Here is a 16,071-nt window from a genome sequence, read left to right as displayed (position 1 = left end):
TGATCGGGGCGGGAGGGCATGGACCACCGCCGGCCCGTTCTCGCGCAACGCTGCTTCGCCGAAAGCCGCACCGCGTTCGACGGTCTTGATCTCGCGCAACGCTTCGATCTGATCCATCGCACCAATCTGTGGGGTGCCGACAGTTCCGTCTCCGGCGTCGGATCGGAATTGGCGGCCACCGCGACGCTGCGACGGGAGCTGTCGAAGCTGCTGCGCGATCTCGACATCCGCGCTCTGCTCGACCTGCCATGCGGCGATTTCGGCTGGATGGCGCATGTGGACCTTGCGGGCGTCCGCTACCTCGGTGCCGATATTGTGCCGGCGCTGATCGCGGCAAACACGGCACACCACGCAAGGCCGGATCGTATCGCGTTCCGTCATCTCGATCTCGTCGATGATCCCCTGCCTGCCGCTGACTTGATCCTATGCCGCGATTGCCTGGTGCATCTGTCGTTCGCGCACATCCATCGTGCGCTCCGCAATATCCGCCGCTCCGGCAGCCGCTGGTTGCTGACCACGACATTCCTGCAGATCACCAGCAACGGCGACATCGATGACGGCGACTGGCGGCCGCTCAACCTGCAGCGCGCGCCGTTCGATTTTCCCGAACCGGCGGCGGTGATCGTCGAAGGCTGCGATGAGGCGGGCGGCGACTATGCCGACAAGGCGCTGGCGCTGTGGCCGATCGCGCAACTGCCGGACGTTACGGCGTGAGCCGCCAGCGGTAGATCGCGTCGCGCTGAGCGAGCAGCCGCTCGCCGCCGAGCAGCGTCATCACCAGATTGCGTGCAAGCGAGACCGGCGGCGGCAGATGATAGATGAGGCCTGACTGCCAGGTCGTGCGTTTCACCAGAGCGATGCGGGAGCGGCGCAGCAACGCATAGCGCTGAAACGCACCGCTTGCATCGTCCGGTGACTGGCCGAGGCAGTCGGCAAGCACTGCGGCGTCCTCGATCGCCATCGCCGCACCCTGGGCCGCGAACGGCAGCATCGCATGCGCCGCGTCGCCGATCAGCGCGACATCACCACGCGCCCATTGCGTGTGGCTCACCGAAAACAGCGCCCACTTGCGCCAGGTTTCGATCGCGCCAATGAGGTCGCGCGCAGCACCCGACCAGCGGCGCGGATCGAACGCGGCGGCAATCTCGGCGGCCTCGCCGGGCGCATTCCATCCCTGCTGCTCCCATTGGCCCTCGACGATCGCGACGACATTGACGAGCGTGCCGCTGCGGACGGGATAGACGACGAGATGGGCGGCCTGACCGAGCCAGAGCGCGATGCTGCCGGGGGCGATGTCGCGCGGCAAGGCGGCGGCGTCCAGCGTGCCGCGCCAGGCGACATGACCGGAGAACGTCGCAGGCGGACCGCCGAAAAGCTGCTGCCGGACGCGGGACCAGACGCCGTCGGCGCCGATCAGCGGCATGCCGGGGTGGATGCTGTCCGAGTAGGCTGATCCGAGCCGCAGGTCGATGTCCGGGTGTGCGCGCACATGAGCGAGCAGGGCGGCCTGTAGGTCCGCCCGATGGACGATCCAATACGGGGCGCCATAGTGGGCCTGGGCGAAGGCGCCGAGCGGGATGCGGACGATCTCACGCCCGCTGCGCGCGTTGCGGATGCTGATGCCGTCCGGCGTCACCGCGCGCGCGGCGACCTCCTGCTCCAGACCGAGGCCGATCAGGATGCGGGTGGCGTTCGGGGAGAGCTGAATACCGGCGCCGGCTTCTTCCAGCGCCTCGGCCTTTTCATGCAGGACGACGTGGAAACGTTTCTCGGCCAGCGTCAGTGCCGCGGTCAATCCGCCGATCCCGGCGCCGGCGACCGCGACCGCGCGCCGTGCACGGGTCTGCGCGGTGGTCGCCGGTGTCAGGCTGCCTTGTCCTTTAGCGCACATTCCGGCGGGCGTGATTCTCCGGCGGCCAAGTCACCAGCGTACCGATAGAGCGTCGAGCAGTAGGGGCAGATGATCTCGCGATCGTCACCGAGGTCGAGGAACACATGCGGATGATCGAAAGGCGGCTGCGCGCCGACGCACATGAATTCCGTGGCCCCGATTTCGATGACGGGAACGCCCGCATCATTCTGGAAATGGGGGACGACGTGGTCGGCCATGATCTTAACCTCGAGCTTCTTCTGCGGCTGAACCGGCCGGCACCCTGCCGAGCCGCGCGCACCATAATCGCGAGTTGTGGCGATTCCTAGAGGAACCCCTGCCTTGCATGCCTCCATACCGCCCGCGCGGCTGGTAAAATCGACACAATCGCTCGTTTAAGAAAGGCCGTCTTTGGTCGCATGTCAGCCCGCTTGTCTCGGCAGGCGTCAGCGCTATGTGACTGTGTATGTGCCGTACAGGCATCCGCGCGGGCAATCCCGCGGCACGAGGGCCTTAACGAGAGCGTGGGCACGTGGCAGGCTGGTTTCGGCTTTCCCGGCTGTTTCCTTCAGCGTCCATGCCGCGCGATGGACTGAGATGACATTGACGTTGATGACATTGACGTTCCTGTCTCGACCGCTTGCCGCTCTTGCCTGCGCTGCGCTCTGTGCCGGCGGGCTCATGGCCGTCTGGCCGCAGGCCCGCGAGGCGGCTGCGATTTTCGCCGCCAAGGACGATCCTGCGGTCTTGAGCGATCTGCAACTTCGACGTGCGGTGAAGGGCGATCCGGCATTGATCGATCGCGAGATCCAGGCCGCGCTGGCACAAGGCGATGCCGATCTCGCCCAGAGTTTCGTTGACGTTGCGGACGCGCAGAACCTGCCGGTCTCGGCGGATCTTCTGGTCAAAGTCACCGACGCGGTGGCCGAGCAGCGCTCGGTTGCGCACCTGGCCGGGCGGTTCGCCAGCGGTTTCGTCACCGGCGAAGCCGACGATCTCGCCAGCCTGTCCGGCACCGTCACCGGCGATCTGTTCACCTTCGGCGACATTCGCGACATGGTGCGCGAGGGGCGCCGCTACGCCCTCGGCGAGCAGGCCGATACGCTGGTGCTCGGCCTTGCCGCGGTCGGACTCGCCATCACCGCCGGCACCTACACATCGGTCGGCACCGTCAGTCCCGCGCGGGCGGGTCTCAGCCTGTTCAAGGGCGCCCGCAAGTCCGCGCGGCTGAGCGAAGGGCTGGCGCATTGGGCGCGGCGCTCGACCGCTGATGTGATCGACACGGATGGGTTGCGGCGCGCGGTTTCCAACGTATCGGTGACGCGGCCCGGCGAATCGCTCGGCGCTTTGAAAGCGGCGGTCCGCACCGAGAAGGCGGGGCTGCTGGTCGCTGCGGTGAAGGATGTCGGTCGCGTCGGCGAAAAGGCCGGCGCCCGTGCCGCGCTCGACGTGGTCAAGGTGGCGGACAATCCGAAGGAGCTTGCGAAGGCTGCAAAGCTCGCCGAGAGCAAGGGCAGCCAGACGCGGGCGTTGCTGAAAGTTCTTGGACGCGGCGCGCTGCTGCTGGCGGCGGGCGCGTTCAATCTGGCGAGCTGGCTGCTCAGCGCGCTTCTGTTCCTGTTTGGAATTCTTGCCTCGATCAAGTCGCTCACCGAGCGCATCACCCATCGCCTGTGGTTACGAAAGCGCGAGCGGCGCGCCCGGCAAGCCGTTGCCGCGGCCTGAACCTCGACGTCCGCGGCCCGCTTCGCTACCTTCTTCTCCCACCTCGATCGTCTTTCCAGCCTGCGACCAAGCACGAGTTCCGATGCCCTGTTTTACCAACGCCGGTGTTGAAATCGCATATCTCGACGAGGGCGAGGGCGAGCCGATCGTGCTCGTGCACGGCTTCGCGTCGAGCAAGAACGTGAACTGGGTCTATCCGACCTGGGTCTCGTTTCTGCGGCAGGCCGGCCGTCGCGTGATCGCCCTCGACAACCGCGGACATGGCGACTCCACCAAGCTCTACGATCCCGAGGATTATCACATCGGCACCATGGCCGGTGACGTGCTCGCGCTGATGGATCATCTCGGCATCGCCCGCGCCGACATCATGGGTTATTCGCTCGGCGGCCGCATCACCGGCTACCTGGCGCGTCATCACGGCCAGCGCCTGCATCGCGCGATCCTCGGCGGCATCGGGCTTGGCCTGATCGAGGGCGGCGGGCCGGACGAAAACGTCGCCAAGGCGCTGGAGGCGCCGTCGCTCGATGCGGTCACCCACAAGATGGGCCGCATGTTCCGCGCCTTCGCCGATCAGACGCGGTCTGACCACCGCGCGCTGGCCGCCTGTCTGCGCGGCTCGCGCCGGTTGATGACACGGGAAGAGGTCGCAGGCATCGCGGTGCCGGTGCTGATCGCGGTCGGAACCACCGATGAGATCGCGGGCTCGGCGTCAGGTCTTGCGGAGATCATCAACGGCGCGCAGGTCTTGGACATTCCCCGCCGTGACCACATGCGCGCGGTCGGCGACAAGGTCTACAAGGAGGGCGTGCTGGCGTTCCTCACGAGCAGCGCGTGATCGAGCGCGCCGGCGCGGGCTTGATAGCTGCGCAGGAACGCGACCAGTGCCGTGAATGTGGCGATCCAGGCGAGACGCGAGCCGTAACGGTCGTGCGGGCCTGACAGCACCGCACACACCGCCGCATTGCCGAGCACGGCCAGCAGGGTGGTGACGCAGAGCAGCGCGATATCGTCGAAGGTGCGGCGCCAGAGCGCGTAGGCGGTGAGCGCTGCGATCAGCAGCAGCGACGCGAGTGCCGCCGGCACATGGATGCGGTTGATCTCGGTGAACGACAGGTCGCCGCGATGTTGCCGCGAGGTTTGCATGACGAGGGCCTGCTGCGGCAGGTAACGTTCGATAATGCGGTGCGTGTGCATCAAGTCGCTGTGCACGCCTTCGCCGGTCGCAACCATCGTCAGTTGCTTGATCGCCGCCGCGGCGGCCGTGCTGAGATGCTGACCGGGATAGGCGATCAGCGAGCGCAGCACGATATCCCGCATCTCGTCGTTCATGCCCTCGAAGCGGCCGAGCTGATTGAACACGCTCTTGCCCCATAGGAACATGTCGCCGGTGGCGGGGAGATCGTTGCGATACGGGCAGAGCTTCAATGCCTCGCGGGCGCAATGGTCGTTGAGATAGCGTGCGACGATGCCGTCCTGCAGGATACGGCTGAAGGCAATGCCGTATGCGCCAGGCGTCCAGGCGAGCCTGCCGCTCATCATCAGGTTGGTGGCGAGCAGCATCGCCGCGCCGGCGAGCAGCGCCAGCCCGCCGTGGACGATGCCCTTGAGTGGAAGGGCGCGTGCCAGCCAGCGCCGCGCCAAGACAGCACAGCCGACGAGCCCGAGCAGCACCGCAAGCGTCGCGCTGTGGGAGGCGGCGGCAAAGGCGGTGAACAGGAACAACGCGCCGCGCTCCAGCCGCGAGACGCGTTCTCCGTGCAGCACGAGCAGAAACAAGGACAGCACGGACAGGCCGGCGAAGATGTCGGTCAGCAGCAAGCTGACGAGCCACGGCAGCGCCGTGGTCAGCGCAAGGACGACGACGACGGTGATGATCTGCGCCAGCCGCGCCACGTCGTAGACGCGCAGCACTGCCTGCAGGATCCAGATCGTGGCGAGCGCCTGCAGTTTGAGGTTGAGCCAGAAGTGGCTGTCCTCGCCGAGATGGAGATAGAGGCCGAAGGTCGTGGAGCGGCTCGGCACCAGATAGCCTTCGTACCAGCGCGCGATGTAGCCGCCGGTGTCGTATTGCAGCAGCGGAAAACCGTTCCAGAGGGCAGGGAGCATCAGCGCAAGCGGCAGCAGCACCGCCGCAAAGCTTGCGGCAGCCGAGATTCTCAAGCGCTCACGGAGCGCGAGCGTGCTGGTTGCTTGTCCCCTCATCCCCGCGGCGGACTATGCGGCGCCGGCCCGGCAGACACAATCGTCATGATGCTTCCGAGACTTCAACTCTTGGCGGAGGGAGCGGCGAGCAGCCTCGTCCAAACCATCCGCAAATACGCAAGTTATTGATTCTATTCGTGAGAATCAGATTGTTGGACGCGAACGCGGAGCTCTGCAACGCACGCGAGCAAATCTTTTACCTCATATCCGGTGCGCGTAGTCATTGCGGCATGACCAAGGCGCATTATGTGGTAGGATCGCCTCCTGAAGAACTGCCGGATGAAATCCATGTCCAAAACCCGCCTCGACACGCAGTCCGCCCTGAGCAAGCTTGACCCGGTCTGGGCGCATGTCCGGCACGAAGCGGAAGAAATCGTCCGCAAGGAACCGGAGCTGGCGACCTTCATCTATTCCTCGGTGCTGCATCATTCGCGGCTGGAGGATGCCATCGTCCATCGCGTCGCCGAGCGGCTCGATCATCCCGAACTGTCGGGTGATCTGATCCGCCAAGCCTACCAGGAAGCGCTGCGCGACGATCCGGATATCGGCAACGCCTTCCGCGCTGACATGGTCGCCGTGTACGACCGCGATCCGGCGACCTCGCGCTTCATCGACCCGCTGCTCTACTTCAAAGGCTTCCACGCGATTCAGACGCACCGTCTGGCGCACTGGCTCTGGAACAAGGGCCGCAAGGATTTCGCCTACTTCCTGCAAAGCCGCTCCTCGGCAACCTTCCAGACCGATATCAACCCGGCAGCGCGCATCGGCCGCGGCATCTTCCTCGATCACGCCACAGGATTTGTGGTCGGCGAGACGGCGGTGATCGAAGACGACGTTTCGATTTTGCATGACGTCACGCTCGGGGGAACCGGCAAGGAGAACGAGGATCGTCATCCGAAAATCGGTCGCGGTGTGATGATCGGCGCCGGCGCAAAGATTCTCGGCAACATCGCGGTCGGCCATTGCGCGCGGATCGCCGCGGGCTCTGTGGTGGTGAAGCCGGTGCCGAACAACGTGACGGTGGCGGGCGTGCCGGCAAAAGTGGTCGGCGCCGCAGGCTGCGCGGAGCCTTCGCGCACCATGGATCAGATGCTGAACGGCGGCGAGTGAGCCGAGCGGTGCGCGGGCTTCAATCCCCGCTTCCCTAAGCCCTTATGTTTGCTGACGGTTCTTTGATGACGCGCATTCGCGTGCGGCTTGGCCGTACTTGGATGCAAATGTTGGAGTTGAACCCCTAGCGCTTCCTCACGACAGGCAATAAAGGTTGGCCTCAAATTTCCCGCGTGCAGACGCGAGTGGACGAGGAGACGATTGTGAACGTTCAGGAAGTCAGGAAACTCGATAGCTACCTCAAGCGGCTGTTCGGCAATCCGCGCATCCGCGTGGTGCCGCGGCCGAAGAAGGACGACTCGGCGGAAGTTTATATCGGCGAGGAGTTCGTCGGCATCCTGTTCGTCGACGACGAGGATGACGACCGCTCCTATCAGTTCCAGATGGCGATCCTCGATACCGATCTCGACGAGGCTTGAGAGCGGGCGCGTCAGCCCGTTCTGCCCTGCATCTGCTCGATCAGCTTATCCATCGCGTTCGCGACGCCACGCCAGTCCGATAGCCATGCGCGCGGAAAGCGATAGGTGACGTAGGCGCCGTCGACACGGCGTTCGCTCAGGCACATTCCCGGCGTCATCGCATCGCGCGTGCAACGCACGACGAAGTATGGCGTCGTCGCCGTGAACAGGTCCTCGCCGTGATAAGGCGAGGACTCACGGAAGGCGCGGGCGGTCAAGCCGTCCTGCGTCGTGCTGTCGGCCTCCACATAGCGTGGATAGATCGTGCGCACGCGCTCCTGCGGCGTGATCACGTCACCATCGGCGGCGATCGATATCACGATCCGATCGCGCGCGACCGGCAGGGATTCGACCGTGTCGGCGGTGACGTGGACTTGCGGCGCGGGCGGCTGCAGCGATGGATACTCGAAGGCGAGATCGATCCGCTCCTGCGGTCCGGCGCGGCGTTGCATGCGCATGCGGATCGCTTTCGCCGGCACGTTGAACAGCGCGCTGCCGATGGTGATCGGCAGCCGGTCCGGATCGTTCGCGGCCGTGGCGTGCCAGGTCGGCCAGAGCAGATAGACGACGCCGGCAAGGGCGGCGATGCCGACCACGCAGCATGTCATGAGCGCAAGCGGACTCGGCCGATGCGGCTGCCGGGCAGGCTGCGCAGGCGAGGCAGAGTAGGAAGACATCGAGGAAGAACCGCAGTTTGCGTCGAATCAGCGTGCAGTATGCCATGCGCGCGGCGATTTCCTCGCTATTGTGGCAGCGATCGGGTATCGCAAGTCATGCGTGCGGGGCGGGTCGCGCCTCGCGCATTAACCTTTTCTTAAGGATAAGCTGGCGCGGCCAACGGACATTTGCGAAGCCTGTCGCGTCGTTGTGCACAGACGCGAGCCCGGCATGTCCCTTGATACGCTGCATTCCTTTCTTGCGATCGGCATCGGTTTTGCGCTCGCGGGTGCGCTGGTCTCGGCCTATCAGGGGCTGGTGCAACAGCCGGCCGGGTTCGGCCTGCTCGCCCGTGGGGCCAGTCCGCAAACCTTCGCCGCCGTACCGTTCCTGGTGTTTGCCGCGCCCTTCATCATCATGCGCAACACCGTGCGCGGCCGCAGGATCGAACGCCGTCGTTTCGAATTCGTGATGCTGGCGACGGTGCTCGCAGGCTTCTGGAGCATGATGTCCGGCACCTTTTTCGTGATGATGCTGCAGGCGGTCGGCCTGATGCAGGGCTGAATCATGCAGGGCTGACTTGCCGCATCCTGCTTGCGCGGCCCGCTGATTGGCGGGCAAATGGGTGCGGGCGATGTCGGGATTTGCGGGCGCGTTGTCGTAATCGGATGCAGATGCTGACATCGTGCCGCTCATGGAATGGATCAGCGCAGGTTTCCAGATGTCAGACAATGTCGCGCACGATGCGCAAACGCTTGCCTTCTACGACCGCGAGGCTGCGAGCTATGCGGTGCGCCCGAAGCCGGAGCGCAATCCGCGGCTGGAGGGCTTCATGGCGGCGCTGAAGCCGGGCGCGAGCGTGCTCGAACTCGGCTGCGGCGGCGGCCAGGATTCCGAGACGATGATCCGCGCCGGCTTCGACGTGACGCCGACCGACGGTTCGCCGGGGCTTGCGCGCGAAGCAGAAAAGCGGCTCGGACGGCCCGTAAAGCTGATGCGGTTCGCGGAATTGGACGCGCTCGCGGCCTACGATGCGGTCTGGGCGAATGCGTGCCTGCTGCATGTGCCGGCGGAGCATCTGGGCGACGTGCTGACGCGCATCTTCGTCGCGCTGAAGCCCGGCGGCCGCTTCTATGCGAGCTACAAGATGGGCGACGGCGGCGATCGCGACGGACTCGGCCGCTATTACAACTTTCCGTCGCGCGCGCGGCTCGAGGCGACATACCGGCAGGCGGGCGCCTGGATCGATGTGACGATGGAAGAGGCGCCCGGCGGCGGTTACGACGGCGTGCCGCGTACGTTCCTGCACGTCACCGCGCTGAAGCCGTAAGGCACTGACCGGCTCGCCACCGGCCGCGGTTTCGTGGCAGACTCCGTCATGGCGACGCAAAACACTGAGAACCCTCCAAGGACAGGACACGGACAGGCATGGCAATCTACGAACTCGACGGGCAGGCGCCCGATCTTCCCTCCGACGGCCGCTACTGGGTCGCCGACAGCGCCGTGCTGATCGGCAAGGTGCGGTTGAAGCCGGACGCCAGCGTCTGGTTCGGTTCGGTGCTGCGCGGCGACAACGAGTGGATCGAGATCGGCGAAGGCTCGAACGTGCAGGAGAATACGGTGTGCCACACCGATCCCGGCAAGCCGCTGATCGTCGGCAAGAACTGCACCATCGGCCACAACGTGATCCTGCATGGCTGCACCATCGCCGACGGCTGCCTGATCGGCATGGGCGCGATCGTCATGAACGGCGCCAAGCTGGCGTCCGGATGCGTGGTCGGCGCGGGTGCGATCGTCACCGAGGACAAGGAGTTCCCGGAGAATTCACTGATCATCGGCGCGCCGGCGAAGGCTGTGCGGACGCTGACGCCGGAGCAGGTCGCGCAACTCACGCGCGGCGCGCCGCGCTACGTCGCCAACGCCAAGCGCTTCAAGGCGGGGCTGAAGAAGATCGGCTGACCGGCGGCAGGGTAGCCCTCGGCTGCGCCGATACTCTCTCTGATGCTCGCGTGCCACGTTCCTGTGAGGCCGGCACGCAGCATCAGACAAACAAGAACAACAAGGAGGGGACGATGCCCTTTGCGGATGTGAACGGCGTGCGGCTGGCTTACGACAGCGTCGGTGAGGGTGTGCCGCTCTTGTTCATCCATGGCGGCTATGGCGGTGCGCCGACCACGCTCGCGCCGCAGACCCACGCGATCAAGACCATCCTGCCGCGCGACCGCGTTCGCACCATTCTCTACGACCGCCGCAATGCCGGCCTGTCTTCGTACACCGACGCCCATTACACGCTGCCGACGCTGGCCGCCGATGCACTCGGCCTGCTCGATCACCTGTCGATCGATAAGGCGATCATCGTCGGCTCCTCGGCGGGTGGGCCGATCGCGCTCGAGCTTGCGCTGTCGAAGCCCGAGCGGGTGATCGCGCTATGCCTGCCGAACACCGGTGCGCATTTGGCCTCGCTGGAGCGGCCGCAGGGCAAGACGCGGCTTGAGCTGGTCCAGCGCTGCAAGGCCGAGGGCGACAAGGCCGTGTTCCTGTCGCGCAAGGATGCGCTGCGCGTGCCGCCGCCGAGCGAGCCTAAGGACGCGGCCGAGATCGCGCGGCAGGAAAAACTGAAGGCCGCATTGCAGGCGGTGTCCGAGGAGGATCTGTTTCGTTATTCCGTCGGCGAGATCAGGAACTTCGAGGCCTATCTCGGCGTCGATTACACGCCGCGGCTGAAGGAGTTGCAGATGCCGGTGTGCATCATCCACGGCACAGCCGATCGCGTCGTGCCTTATGCGTGGGGCGAGACGCTGCACAAGGCGATCCCGCAATCGGAGATGCATCCGATTGCCGACGCCGACCACGGCATTCTCAGTTACGAGGGCGCAGCCATCGCGCTTCGGAATTGGGTCGAGCGTGTGATCGCGCAGCGCCGTTGATGCGCTTGCGGCGATGCGCGCTACAGGTTTTCGTTGCGAAGGCGCGCCAGCTTTGATCGGCAGAGATCAACGCTGAGATCAAAAAGGTGCGGCCGAGCTTGGGGGAAGCTCGGCCGCGCGCGGACCGGTCGGACGGGGAGGGGTGGGGATGTGACCGGTTCGCGGAGCTCCTGTTTGTTTAGCGGGCGCTCGAACGGGCGCTTGCCGTCGCCACGTTCGGGCGCGGCTCGCCGAGCGCGACCCAGACGTTCTGGTCGGCCTGCGACTGGCGCTTGACGAAGCGATAGCCAGTTTCCTGCCACGGCAGGATGTCTTCGTTCTGGTTGTCGAGAATGAACTCGCCCTTGTCGCTCTTCACCGTCAGCACCGCATGGCCGTCGCCCTTTTTGTCGCGAACGACGGTGATCAGCAGGGCTTCGCGCGGCCAGCCCGCTTCGATCAGCATCTTGCGCTTCAACAGCACGTAGTCTTCGCAATCGCCGTAGCCGTCGGTCGGATAGGACCAGCGCTCGACCACGCCCCAGTGTTCCTGGTCAGTCATCGGCTTGACGGTCTCGTTGACCCAGCGGTTTACGCGGACGAGATCCTTCCACGCGCTCTGCGACATCACGATATCGCGCGGCTGCGCTTGGCTGCTGCGGCACTCCTGCGGATTGTCGGCGCAGAATTCGACCCAGCCGATCGGTGCACGCGACGTATCGCCGACGCTTGCATACGCGATGCGATCGTTTGCCTGTGCGCCGTTCGCCATCGCAAGCAGCATGACAAACGCGAAACCAATCCCCTGTCCGTAACGAATAGCCACTGTGGCCCCCTGTTTTCTTGTTGGGCCACACTTCGCACGAACGATTTTCGCCGCAGCTAAGTTCGAAATCAGCAATTGAAGCGAATACGCGTCAAACTCAACGACAACTCGAAGCGAAGTTGAATCGACTTTGCATAAAATTCGAAACGTCGCGATTTGATTCAAATTTTATGCATTAACGCGTCAAAGCCAGCGAAAATGCGCATCGCTTTCGCGCGCAACCGGCAGCGTTAACCGCCCAGGCAACCGGATGCAGCTGCCGCGCCGGTGCCATCGTCCGGTGCGGAGGCCGGGATCAAGCGCTTGATCGGACTGGAAAGAGACGTTTGGGCGTCGGCGCCGTTTACCTGGCGGTGACGCTATCTTCGACTGTGTCGGGAAGTTGCGCGTGCAGGAACTCGATCGCGAAGCCATCGTCGAGGTGCCGGACCACCCGCGCCTGCACCCGGCCGAGCATCAGCGCAGTGCCAACGTCGGGGTGGATCTGCGCGCCGATCGCAGCCCCCGAGAGCGAGAGATCGATAATGCGGCAGGGAACCTTGCGGCCGTCCTCGAAGGTGAGCACACCGCTCGGATTGCGCGGCACGATGCGGTCGTGGCGGCGGTCTTCCGGCAGGTTGAGGATTTGCCGGTTGGCGAGCCAGGTGAGCTGAGCAGCGAGCTTGTCGCGCTTGCGCGGCGTCGCCGAGATCGTCATGGCGAAGCCGTTGTCGATCAGGCGGGTGATTTTGCCTTCGACGCGGCCGACGTGATCGAGGTAGGCGACGACGCGTTCACCGATCTGGCCGATTCCCGGCGCATACATCGCAAGCCCGCCCGGCGACATGTTCACCACCTGGCACGGAAACTCGCGATGATCCTGAAGCATGTACCGTCCCAGGAGGTGAACCTTGACGCGTTGGAAGCGTCTCCGTTCCTCACCCAGCGGGGCAGCCGGAGGATTCTTATGTGCAAGCGCCATATCTGCCAACCGGGGCCGCGGTGATCGGTATCTTGCAACCCTAAGGCTGGCAGGGTTAACGCCCCGTATATGAAGGCGTGTCCGAGACGTGGACCGTAGGTCAGACTTCGCCGCGCAATCCTTCGTAAACCATGAAGCCGCGGGCGAGGGCGAGCTTGCGCACGGCGCGTTGGCGGATCGTCTGCAGCCGGTGGCCCTGGTGGCGCCAGGTCGTCAGCGTGAAGGTCTCGAGCCGTGTGTGACCGAACCGCTCCGGCACCGTCAGCGGCACCAGGGAGCCGGTGATGCATTGCGGCGCCAGCGACGATGGCGCGAACGGCAGCAGCAGCAGCTCCAGATAGACCGGCAGTTGCGTATCCGTCTGGGCGGTTACGCCGGCGACGGTCGCAAGCCCCTCGGAGGTGCTGATGCCGATCAGGTCCTCGATCTCGTGGCGGCCGGAGGCGTTCCAGAGATCGAGGAAATCCTGCCCCTTGAGATCCCGTCCAACCAGGGCGCACACCCGCGTTCCCGCGACACGGACGGGAAAGCGGGCGCCGCGATCGCAGGCGAGAACGAAGGTGTCCCCGATCAGGTGTCGGATCGGTCCGGGTTCCATCGCCCGCCGGTCGGGAGCCTGGGCGTCTGCGCGCTGCTTGTCCCAGTAGGCGTAAAGGGCGCGGGTCGTCGAATGCTTCATTCAGGGCCTAACTGACGCGGAAGCGCGGCCGGTGGAACACAATTGTCCCGATCCGACATAGAAAACCGCGCCTTATGTCTCTCGCAGGTCGGTCTTGCAGCGTCCATGCCTGCCGGTCGGAAACAAGTGGATCGGGTTCTCTTTGTGCCGTTAACGTTAAATTCACCATCGCCGTAAACGGATCAGTAACTTACGCGTCTCAGTCGCTCGATCTGAGGTCTTTCCGTCCGAATGTCTCAGGCGCCCCCGGCAATACGGACGCACCCGAAGAGAGCGGTGGGCATTAACGTTAAATTCACCATGATCTTGGGGTCGGCGGCCTCAGGCGGTATGTTTGTCCTGCTGGTTTTTCATCTCCAGGAAGGGCCCGCAGAAAAGTCGCAAAGGACACTGCTGATTGCCGGCTGTCGGTCACGGGGAGGGGTGGGGATACTCTGGATGCGACCGGCGGCAGGACACGCGATGAGGAGGGCCGATCCGGCCCTCCTTTTCGTTTGCTGTCAGTCCCCACGCAGGACAGGCTTTCGACGTTCTCCCGCGCGCAAATGCTTGCCTGCGCCGCCCAAGGCGCCTATGCCCACACGTCGGGATTACGAGTCGTGGGCGAGACGGTTGCCGCAAGCGAGCGCTGGCGCATCGCCTCCCTGGAGAATCCGGTACCCTTGCGACGTGCGCGCTAATGGACGTTCCTTGCCGTGACTGAGCCTGAAACCCCGCGCGAACCGGTGCTCAACCTGCCGGGGGCGATGACGACGGTCCTGATCGTGCTTGCAGGTATCCATCTCTTCCGGCAGATCCTGCCGGCGGAGTCCGATCAGTGGATCATCTGGACCTTCGGCTTTGTTCCGGCGCGGTTCGATTCATCGCTGCTGGCGGACCGGTTCGCCGAGTATGGCGGCGAGGGGGCGAAGGTCTGGTCGTTTCTGACCTACAGCTTCCTGCACGCCGACATCACGCATCTCGCCTTCAACATGCTGTGGTTGCTGCCGTTCGGCAGCGCGGTCGCGCGCCGCTTCGGTGCGATCCGCTTCTTCCTGTTCCTGGCGGTGGCGGCGATCGCCGGAGCCGCCGCACACCTGCTCACCCATGCCCGTGAGCTGGCGCCGATGATCGGTGCCTCGGCCGCCGTCTCCGGTGCGATGGCGGCGGCGCTGCGCTTTGCCTTCGGCCGCGGCAGCTTCCTGTCGTTCCGGCGCGGCGACGCGGATGCTGCGGCGAAGGTGCCTGCGCTGCCGCTGTTGAAGGCGCTGCGTCATCCACGGGTGATCGCGTTCCTCGCCGTCTGGTTCGGCATCAACATCATCTTCGGCCTTGGATCGACGCCGTTTGCGGCGCCGTCGCAGAGCGTCGCCTGGCAGGCCCATATCGGCGGCTTCCTTGCGGGCCTGCTGCTGTTCTCGCTGTTCGATCCGATCCCGCCGGCCTCGCGCAACCTCTCCGATGCGGCGGTCGGTGTGACCGATCAGAGCTCGGGCGGCTAAGGGGTCCTGCTGGCGCCAGCTTCAATAGCCGACAGTGAAGCGCTGGCGCGAATGGGCTGGCTTTTCGATCTCATCGACCATGGCGATCGCATAATCCTCGAACGAGATGCTGCTGCCGTTGGCGTTGGTCAGCAACGTGTCCTTGCCGAGCCGGAACTTGCCGGTGCGTTCGCCAGCGACGAACATCGCCGATGGCGACAGGAAGGTCCAGTCGAGCTGCTTCTCGCCTCTGAGCAGGTCGAGAAACTCCGCACCCTTGAGCGCTTCCGCCTTGTACTGGGCCGGAAAGTCCGGCGTATCCACCAGGCGCTTGCCGGGCGCAACCTCGAGACTGCCGGCGCCGCCGACCACGAGATAGCGCTTCAAGCCCGAGGCGCGGACCGCTTCGATCAGCGTCGCTGGATCGCTGGCCGTGAAGTGAACCGCGCTGATGACCGCGTCGTGTCCCTTCAACAAGACTGCGAGGGCGCTCGGGTCGAACACGTCGCCCTGTTTCACGGTCACGTTCTCGAGCTTGGCGATCTTGTCGGGGTTGCGGGCGATGGCCGTGACGGTATGGCCGCGATCGGAGAGCTCTTTCAGCAGACGCGAGCCTGCCTGTCCGGATGCGCCGATGAGAGCGATATGCGCCATGCGAAATCCCTTTGGTGCTTTGGTTCGAAAAACGGACCAGGTCCTTCAAGTAGACCTGGAACGCACCCACCTAAGCTGCTAGCGAGGGCGCCACAAGACGTCATCGCCGCGTGATCAGGTCAGTCGGCACTGACCCGGATGTGGCGAAAGGCGGTACAATGAAGGGCTGATTGATATGGCTGCGGAGAGAAAGATCGCGAAGACGAGCGAAGCGGCCTGTCCGATCCGCGACGTGCTGGACCGGATCGGCGATCAATGGAGCTTCCTGGTGCTCGACTCGCTGGCGGAGGAGGTGCTCCGCTTCAGCGAACTGAGCCGGCGGATCGGCGATATCTCGAAGCAGATGCTGTCGCAGACCCTGAAGCGGCTGGAGCAGGACGGGCTGGTTGCCCGGACGTTGTGTCCCGAGGTGCCGCCGCGGGTCGAATACCGCCTGACGCCGCTCGGGCGATCCTTCCTCAAGCCGATGCGAAACCTGGTCGCCTGGGCCGACAAGAACCATCAGGCAATCCGAGCCGCTCGCCGCGATTACGCCGGAGCTTGAGCGGTCTCCGCCGGAGCTT

The 16,071-nt window shown here is 64.8% G+C and carries 19 protein-coding genes; 11 read left to right on the top strand and 8 right to left on the bottom strand.

Annotated features, from left to right (window positions below; all coding sequences use genetic code 11):
* Nucleotides 1–18 precede the first annotated feature (18 nt).
* On the top strand, nucleotides 19–714 hold the full coding sequence (locus X566_RS22930; protein ID WP_034471918.1) for a class I SAM-dependent methyltransferase: 696 nt from the start codon (nucleotides 19–21) through the stop codon (nucleotides 712–714).
* Here the strand turns inward: X566_RS22930 and X566_RS22925 are convergent.
* Both X566_RS22925 and X566_RS22920 read right to left on the bottom strand, forming a co-directional pair.
* Nucleotides 704–1,891, bottom strand: coding sequence for an FAD-dependent monooxygenase (locus X566_RS22925; RefSeq protein ID WP_051444449.1), 1,188 nt, complete (start codon nucleotides 1,889–1,891; stop codon nucleotides 704–706). The genes X566_RS22930 and X566_RS22925 overlap by 11 nt on opposite strands.
* The gene (locus tag X566_RS22920) at nucleotides 1,864–2,109 is read right to left on the bottom strand and encodes a zinc-finger domain-containing protein (protein ID WP_034472861.1); all 246 of its coding nucleotides are present in this window, start codon (nucleotides 2,107–2,109) and stop codon (nucleotides 1,864–1,866) included. The genes X566_RS22925 and X566_RS22920 overlap by 28 nt, the downstream gene beginning before the upstream one ends.
* Before the next feature lie 358 nt (nucleotides 2,110–2,467).
* On the opposite strand from X566_RS22920, the gene X566_RS22915 reads away from it, so the two are divergent.
* Together X566_RS22915 and X566_RS22910 are read left to right on the top strand one after the other, a co-directional pair.
* Nucleotides 2,468–3,595 (top strand): hypothetical protein, encoded by a 1,128-nt coding sequence (locus X566_RS22915; RefSeq protein WP_244434858.1) that lies wholly within the window; start codon nucleotides 2,468–2,470, stop codon nucleotides 3,593–3,595.
* Between the two features lie 82 nt (nucleotides 3,596–3,677).
* The gene (locus X566_RS22910) at nucleotides 3,678–4,430 is read left to right on the top strand and encodes an alpha/beta fold hydrolase (RefSeq protein ID WP_034471915.1); all 753 of its coding nucleotides are present in this window, start codon (nucleotides 3,678–3,680) and stop codon (nucleotides 4,428–4,430) included.
* Here X566_RS22910 and X566_RS22905 read toward each other — a convergent pair.
* Nucleotides 4,388–5,755, bottom strand: coding sequence for a hypothetical protein (locus tag X566_RS22905; RefSeq protein ID WP_152540032.1), 1,368 nt, complete (start codon nucleotides 5,753–5,755; stop codon nucleotides 4,388–4,390). The two genes, X566_RS22910 and X566_RS22905, sit on opposite strands and share 43 nt — an antisense overlap.
* A 330-nt stretch (nucleotides 5,756–6,085) precedes the next feature.
* Here X566_RS22905 and cysE point away from each other — a divergent pair, with 330 nt between their 5' ends.
* Nucleotides 6,086–6,907: a serine O-acetyltransferase gene (cysE, locus tag X566_RS22900; RefSeq protein ID WP_034472855.1), complete on the top strand. Its 822-nt coding sequence runs from the start codon at nucleotides 6,086–6,088 to the stop codon at nucleotides 6,905–6,907.
* A gap of 203 nt (nucleotides 6,908–7,110) precedes the next feature.
* On the top strand, nucleotides 7,111–7,326 hold the full coding sequence (locus X566_RS22895) for a DUF3126 family protein (RefSeq protein ID WP_034472852.1): 216 nt from the start codon (nucleotides 7,111–7,113) through the stop codon (nucleotides 7,324–7,326).
* Between the two features lie 11 nt (nucleotides 7,327–7,337).
* Here the strand turns inward: X566_RS22895 and X566_RS22890 are convergent, their stop codons facing one another.
* A complete protein-coding gene (locus tag X566_RS22890; protein ID WP_034471912.1) occupies nucleotides 7,338–8,042 on the bottom strand; it encodes a hypothetical protein in 705 nt (234 codons plus the stop codon).
* Nucleotides 8,043–8,253: 211 nt separating this feature from the next.
* Between X566_RS22890 and X566_RS22885 the strand changes: the two genes are divergently transcribed.
* The 4 genes from X566_RS22885 to X566_RS22870 all read left to right on the top strand — a co-directional run bounded on the left by X566_RS22885 (nucleotide 8,254) and on the right by X566_RS22870 (nucleotide 10,949).
* Nucleotides 8,254–8,586 (top strand): DUF6949 family protein, encoded by a 333-nt coding sequence (locus tag X566_RS22885; RefSeq protein WP_034471909.1) that lies wholly within the window; start codon nucleotides 8,254–8,256, stop codon nucleotides 8,584–8,586.
* A gap of 157 nt (nucleotides 8,587–8,743) precedes the next feature.
* Nucleotides 8,744–9,352: a bifunctional 2-polyprenyl-6-hydroxyphenol methylase/3-demethylubiquinol 3-O-methyltransferase UbiG gene (locus X566_RS22880; RefSeq protein WP_034472849.1), complete on the top strand. Its 609-nt coding sequence runs from the start codon at nucleotides 8,744–8,746 to the stop codon at nucleotides 9,350–9,352.
* A 98-nt stretch (nucleotides 9,353–9,450) separates the two neighbouring features.
* Nucleotides 9,451–9,981 carry a gamma carbonic anhydrase family protein gene (locus tag X566_RS22875; RefSeq protein WP_034471906.1) on the top strand — a complete coding sequence of 177 codons (531 nt, stop codon included), beginning with the start codon at nucleotides 9,451–9,453 and terminating at the stop codon, nucleotides 9,979–9,981.
* Nucleotides 9,982–10,094: 113 nt separating this feature from the next.
* Nucleotides 10,095–10,949, top strand: coding sequence for an alpha/beta fold hydrolase (locus X566_RS22870; protein WP_034471903.1), 855 nt, complete (start codon nucleotides 10,095–10,097; stop codon nucleotides 10,947–10,949).
* 178 nt (nucleotides 10,950–11,127) lie between these two features.
* Here the strand turns inward: X566_RS22870 and X566_RS22865 are convergent, their stop codons facing one another.
* The 3 genes from X566_RS22865 to X566_RS22855 form a co-directional block, all read right to left on the bottom strand.
* Entirely contained in the window at nucleotides 11,128–11,712 is a 585-nt protein-coding gene (locus X566_RS22865; protein WP_051444447.1) for a transglutaminase-like cysteine peptidase, read from the bottom strand.
* A 385-nt stretch (nucleotides 11,713–12,097) separates the two neighbouring features.
* On the bottom strand, nucleotides 12,098–12,715 hold the full coding sequence (locus tag X566_RS22860; protein ID WP_034471899.1) for a PilZ domain-containing protein: 618 nt from the start codon (nucleotides 12,713–12,715) through the stop codon (nucleotides 12,098–12,100).
* Between the two features lie 100 nt (nucleotides 12,716–12,815).
* Nucleotides 12,816–13,394, bottom strand: coding sequence for a PAS domain-containing protein (locus tag X566_RS22855; protein WP_034471895.1), 579 nt, complete (start codon nucleotides 13,392–13,394; stop codon nucleotides 12,816–12,818).
* A gap of 746 nt (nucleotides 13,395–14,140) precedes the next feature.
* Here X566_RS22855 and X566_RS22850 point away from each other — a divergent pair.
* Nucleotides 14,141–14,875, top strand: coding sequence for a rhomboid family intramembrane serine protease (locus X566_RS22850; RefSeq protein WP_034472847.1), 735 nt, complete (start codon nucleotides 14,141–14,143; stop codon nucleotides 14,873–14,875).
* A 21-nt stretch (nucleotides 14,876–14,896) separates the two neighbouring features.
* On the opposite strand, the gene X566_RS22845 is transcribed toward X566_RS22850, so the two are convergent.
* Nucleotides 14,897–15,508, bottom strand: a complete 612-nt coding sequence (locus X566_RS22845) for an NAD(P)-dependent oxidoreductase (RefSeq protein WP_034471894.1) — start codon at nucleotides 15,506–15,508, stop codon at nucleotides 14,897–14,899.
* Between the two features lie 175 nt (nucleotides 15,509–15,683).
* On the opposite strand from X566_RS22845, the gene X566_RS22840 reads away from it, so the two are divergent.
* Nucleotides 15,684–16,052: a helix-turn-helix domain-containing protein gene (locus X566_RS22840; protein WP_034471891.1), complete on the top strand. Its 369-nt coding sequence runs from the start codon at nucleotides 15,684–15,686 to the stop codon at nucleotides 16,050–16,052.
* Nucleotides 16,053–16,071 lie beyond the last annotated feature (19 nt).

This window comes from Afipia sp. P52-10 (genome assembly GCF_000516555.1).
Classification (GTDB): domain Bacteria; phylum Pseudomonadota; class Alphaproteobacteria; order Rhizobiales; family Xanthobacteraceae; genus P52-10.
Note: the sequence above shows the minus strand (reverse complement) of the source record. Positions and strands in the feature narration are given on the sequence as shown.

Bases quoted from the DNA above. Each gene is read 5' to 3' on its own strand.
- X566_RS22885 (WP_034471909.1), top strand. From the start codon at position 8,254: ATGTCCCTTGATACGCTGCATTCCTTTCTTGCGATCGGCATCGGTTTT.
- X566_RS22890 (WP_034471912.1), bottom strand. From the start codon at position 8,042: ATGTCTTCCTACTCTGCCTCGCCTGCGCAGCCTGCCCGGCAGCCGCAT.
- cysE (WP_034472855.1), top strand. From the start codon at position 6,086: ATGTCCAAAACCCGCCTCGACACGCAGTCCGCCCTGAGCAAGCTTGAC.
- X566_RS22845 (WP_034471894.1), bottom strand. From the start codon at position 15,508: ATGGCGCATATCGCTCTCATCGGCGCATCCGGACAGGCAGGCTCGCGT.
- X566_RS22930 (WP_034471918.1), top strand. From the start codon at position 19: ATGGACCACCGCCGGCCCGTTCTCGCGCAACGCTGCTTCGCCGAAAGC.
- X566_RS22860 (WP_034471899.1), bottom strand. From the start codon at position 12,715: ATGGCGCTTGCACATAAGAATCCTCCGGCTGCCCCGCTGGGTGAGGAA.
- X566_RS22880 (WP_034472849.1), top strand. From the start codon at position 8,744: ATGTCAGACAATGTCGCGCACGATGCGCAAACGCTTGCCTTCTACGAC.
- X566_RS22875 (WP_034471906.1), top strand. From the start codon at position 9,451: ATGGCAATCTACGAACTCGACGGGCAGGCGCCCGATCTTCCCTCCGAC.
- X566_RS22870 (WP_034471903.1), top strand. From the start codon at position 10,095: ATGCCCTTTGCGGATGTGAACGGCGTGCGGCTGGCTTACGACAGCGTC.
- X566_RS22865 (WP_051444447.1), bottom strand. From the start codon at position 11,712: ATGCTGCTTGCGATGGCGAACGGCGCACAGGCAAACGATCGCATCGCG.
- X566_RS22915 (WP_244434858.1), top strand. From the start codon at position 2,468: ATGACATTGACGTTGATGACATTGACGTTCCTGTCTCGACCGCTTGCC.
- X566_RS22855 (WP_034471895.1), bottom strand. From the start codon at position 13,394: ATGAAGCATTCGACGACCCGCGCCCTTTACGCCTACTGGGACAAGCAG.
- X566_RS22840 (WP_034471891.1), top strand. From the start codon at position 15,684: ATGGCTGCGGAGAGAAAGATCGCGAAGACGAGCGAAGCGGCCTGTCCG.
- X566_RS22925 (WP_051444449.1), bottom strand. From the start codon at position 1,891: ATGTGCGCTAAAGGACAAGGCAGCCTGACACCGGCGACCACCGCGCAG.
- X566_RS22920 (WP_034472861.1), bottom strand. From the start codon at position 2,109: ATGGCCGACCACGTCGTCCCCCATTTCCAGAATGATGCGGGCGTTCCC.
- X566_RS22910 (WP_034471915.1), top strand. From the start codon at position 3,678: ATGCCCTGTTTTACCAACGCCGGTGTTGAAATCGCATATCTCGACGAG.
- X566_RS22850 (WP_034472847.1), top strand. From the start codon at position 14,141: ATGACGACGGTCCTGATCGTGCTTGCAGGTATCCATCTCTTCCGGCAG.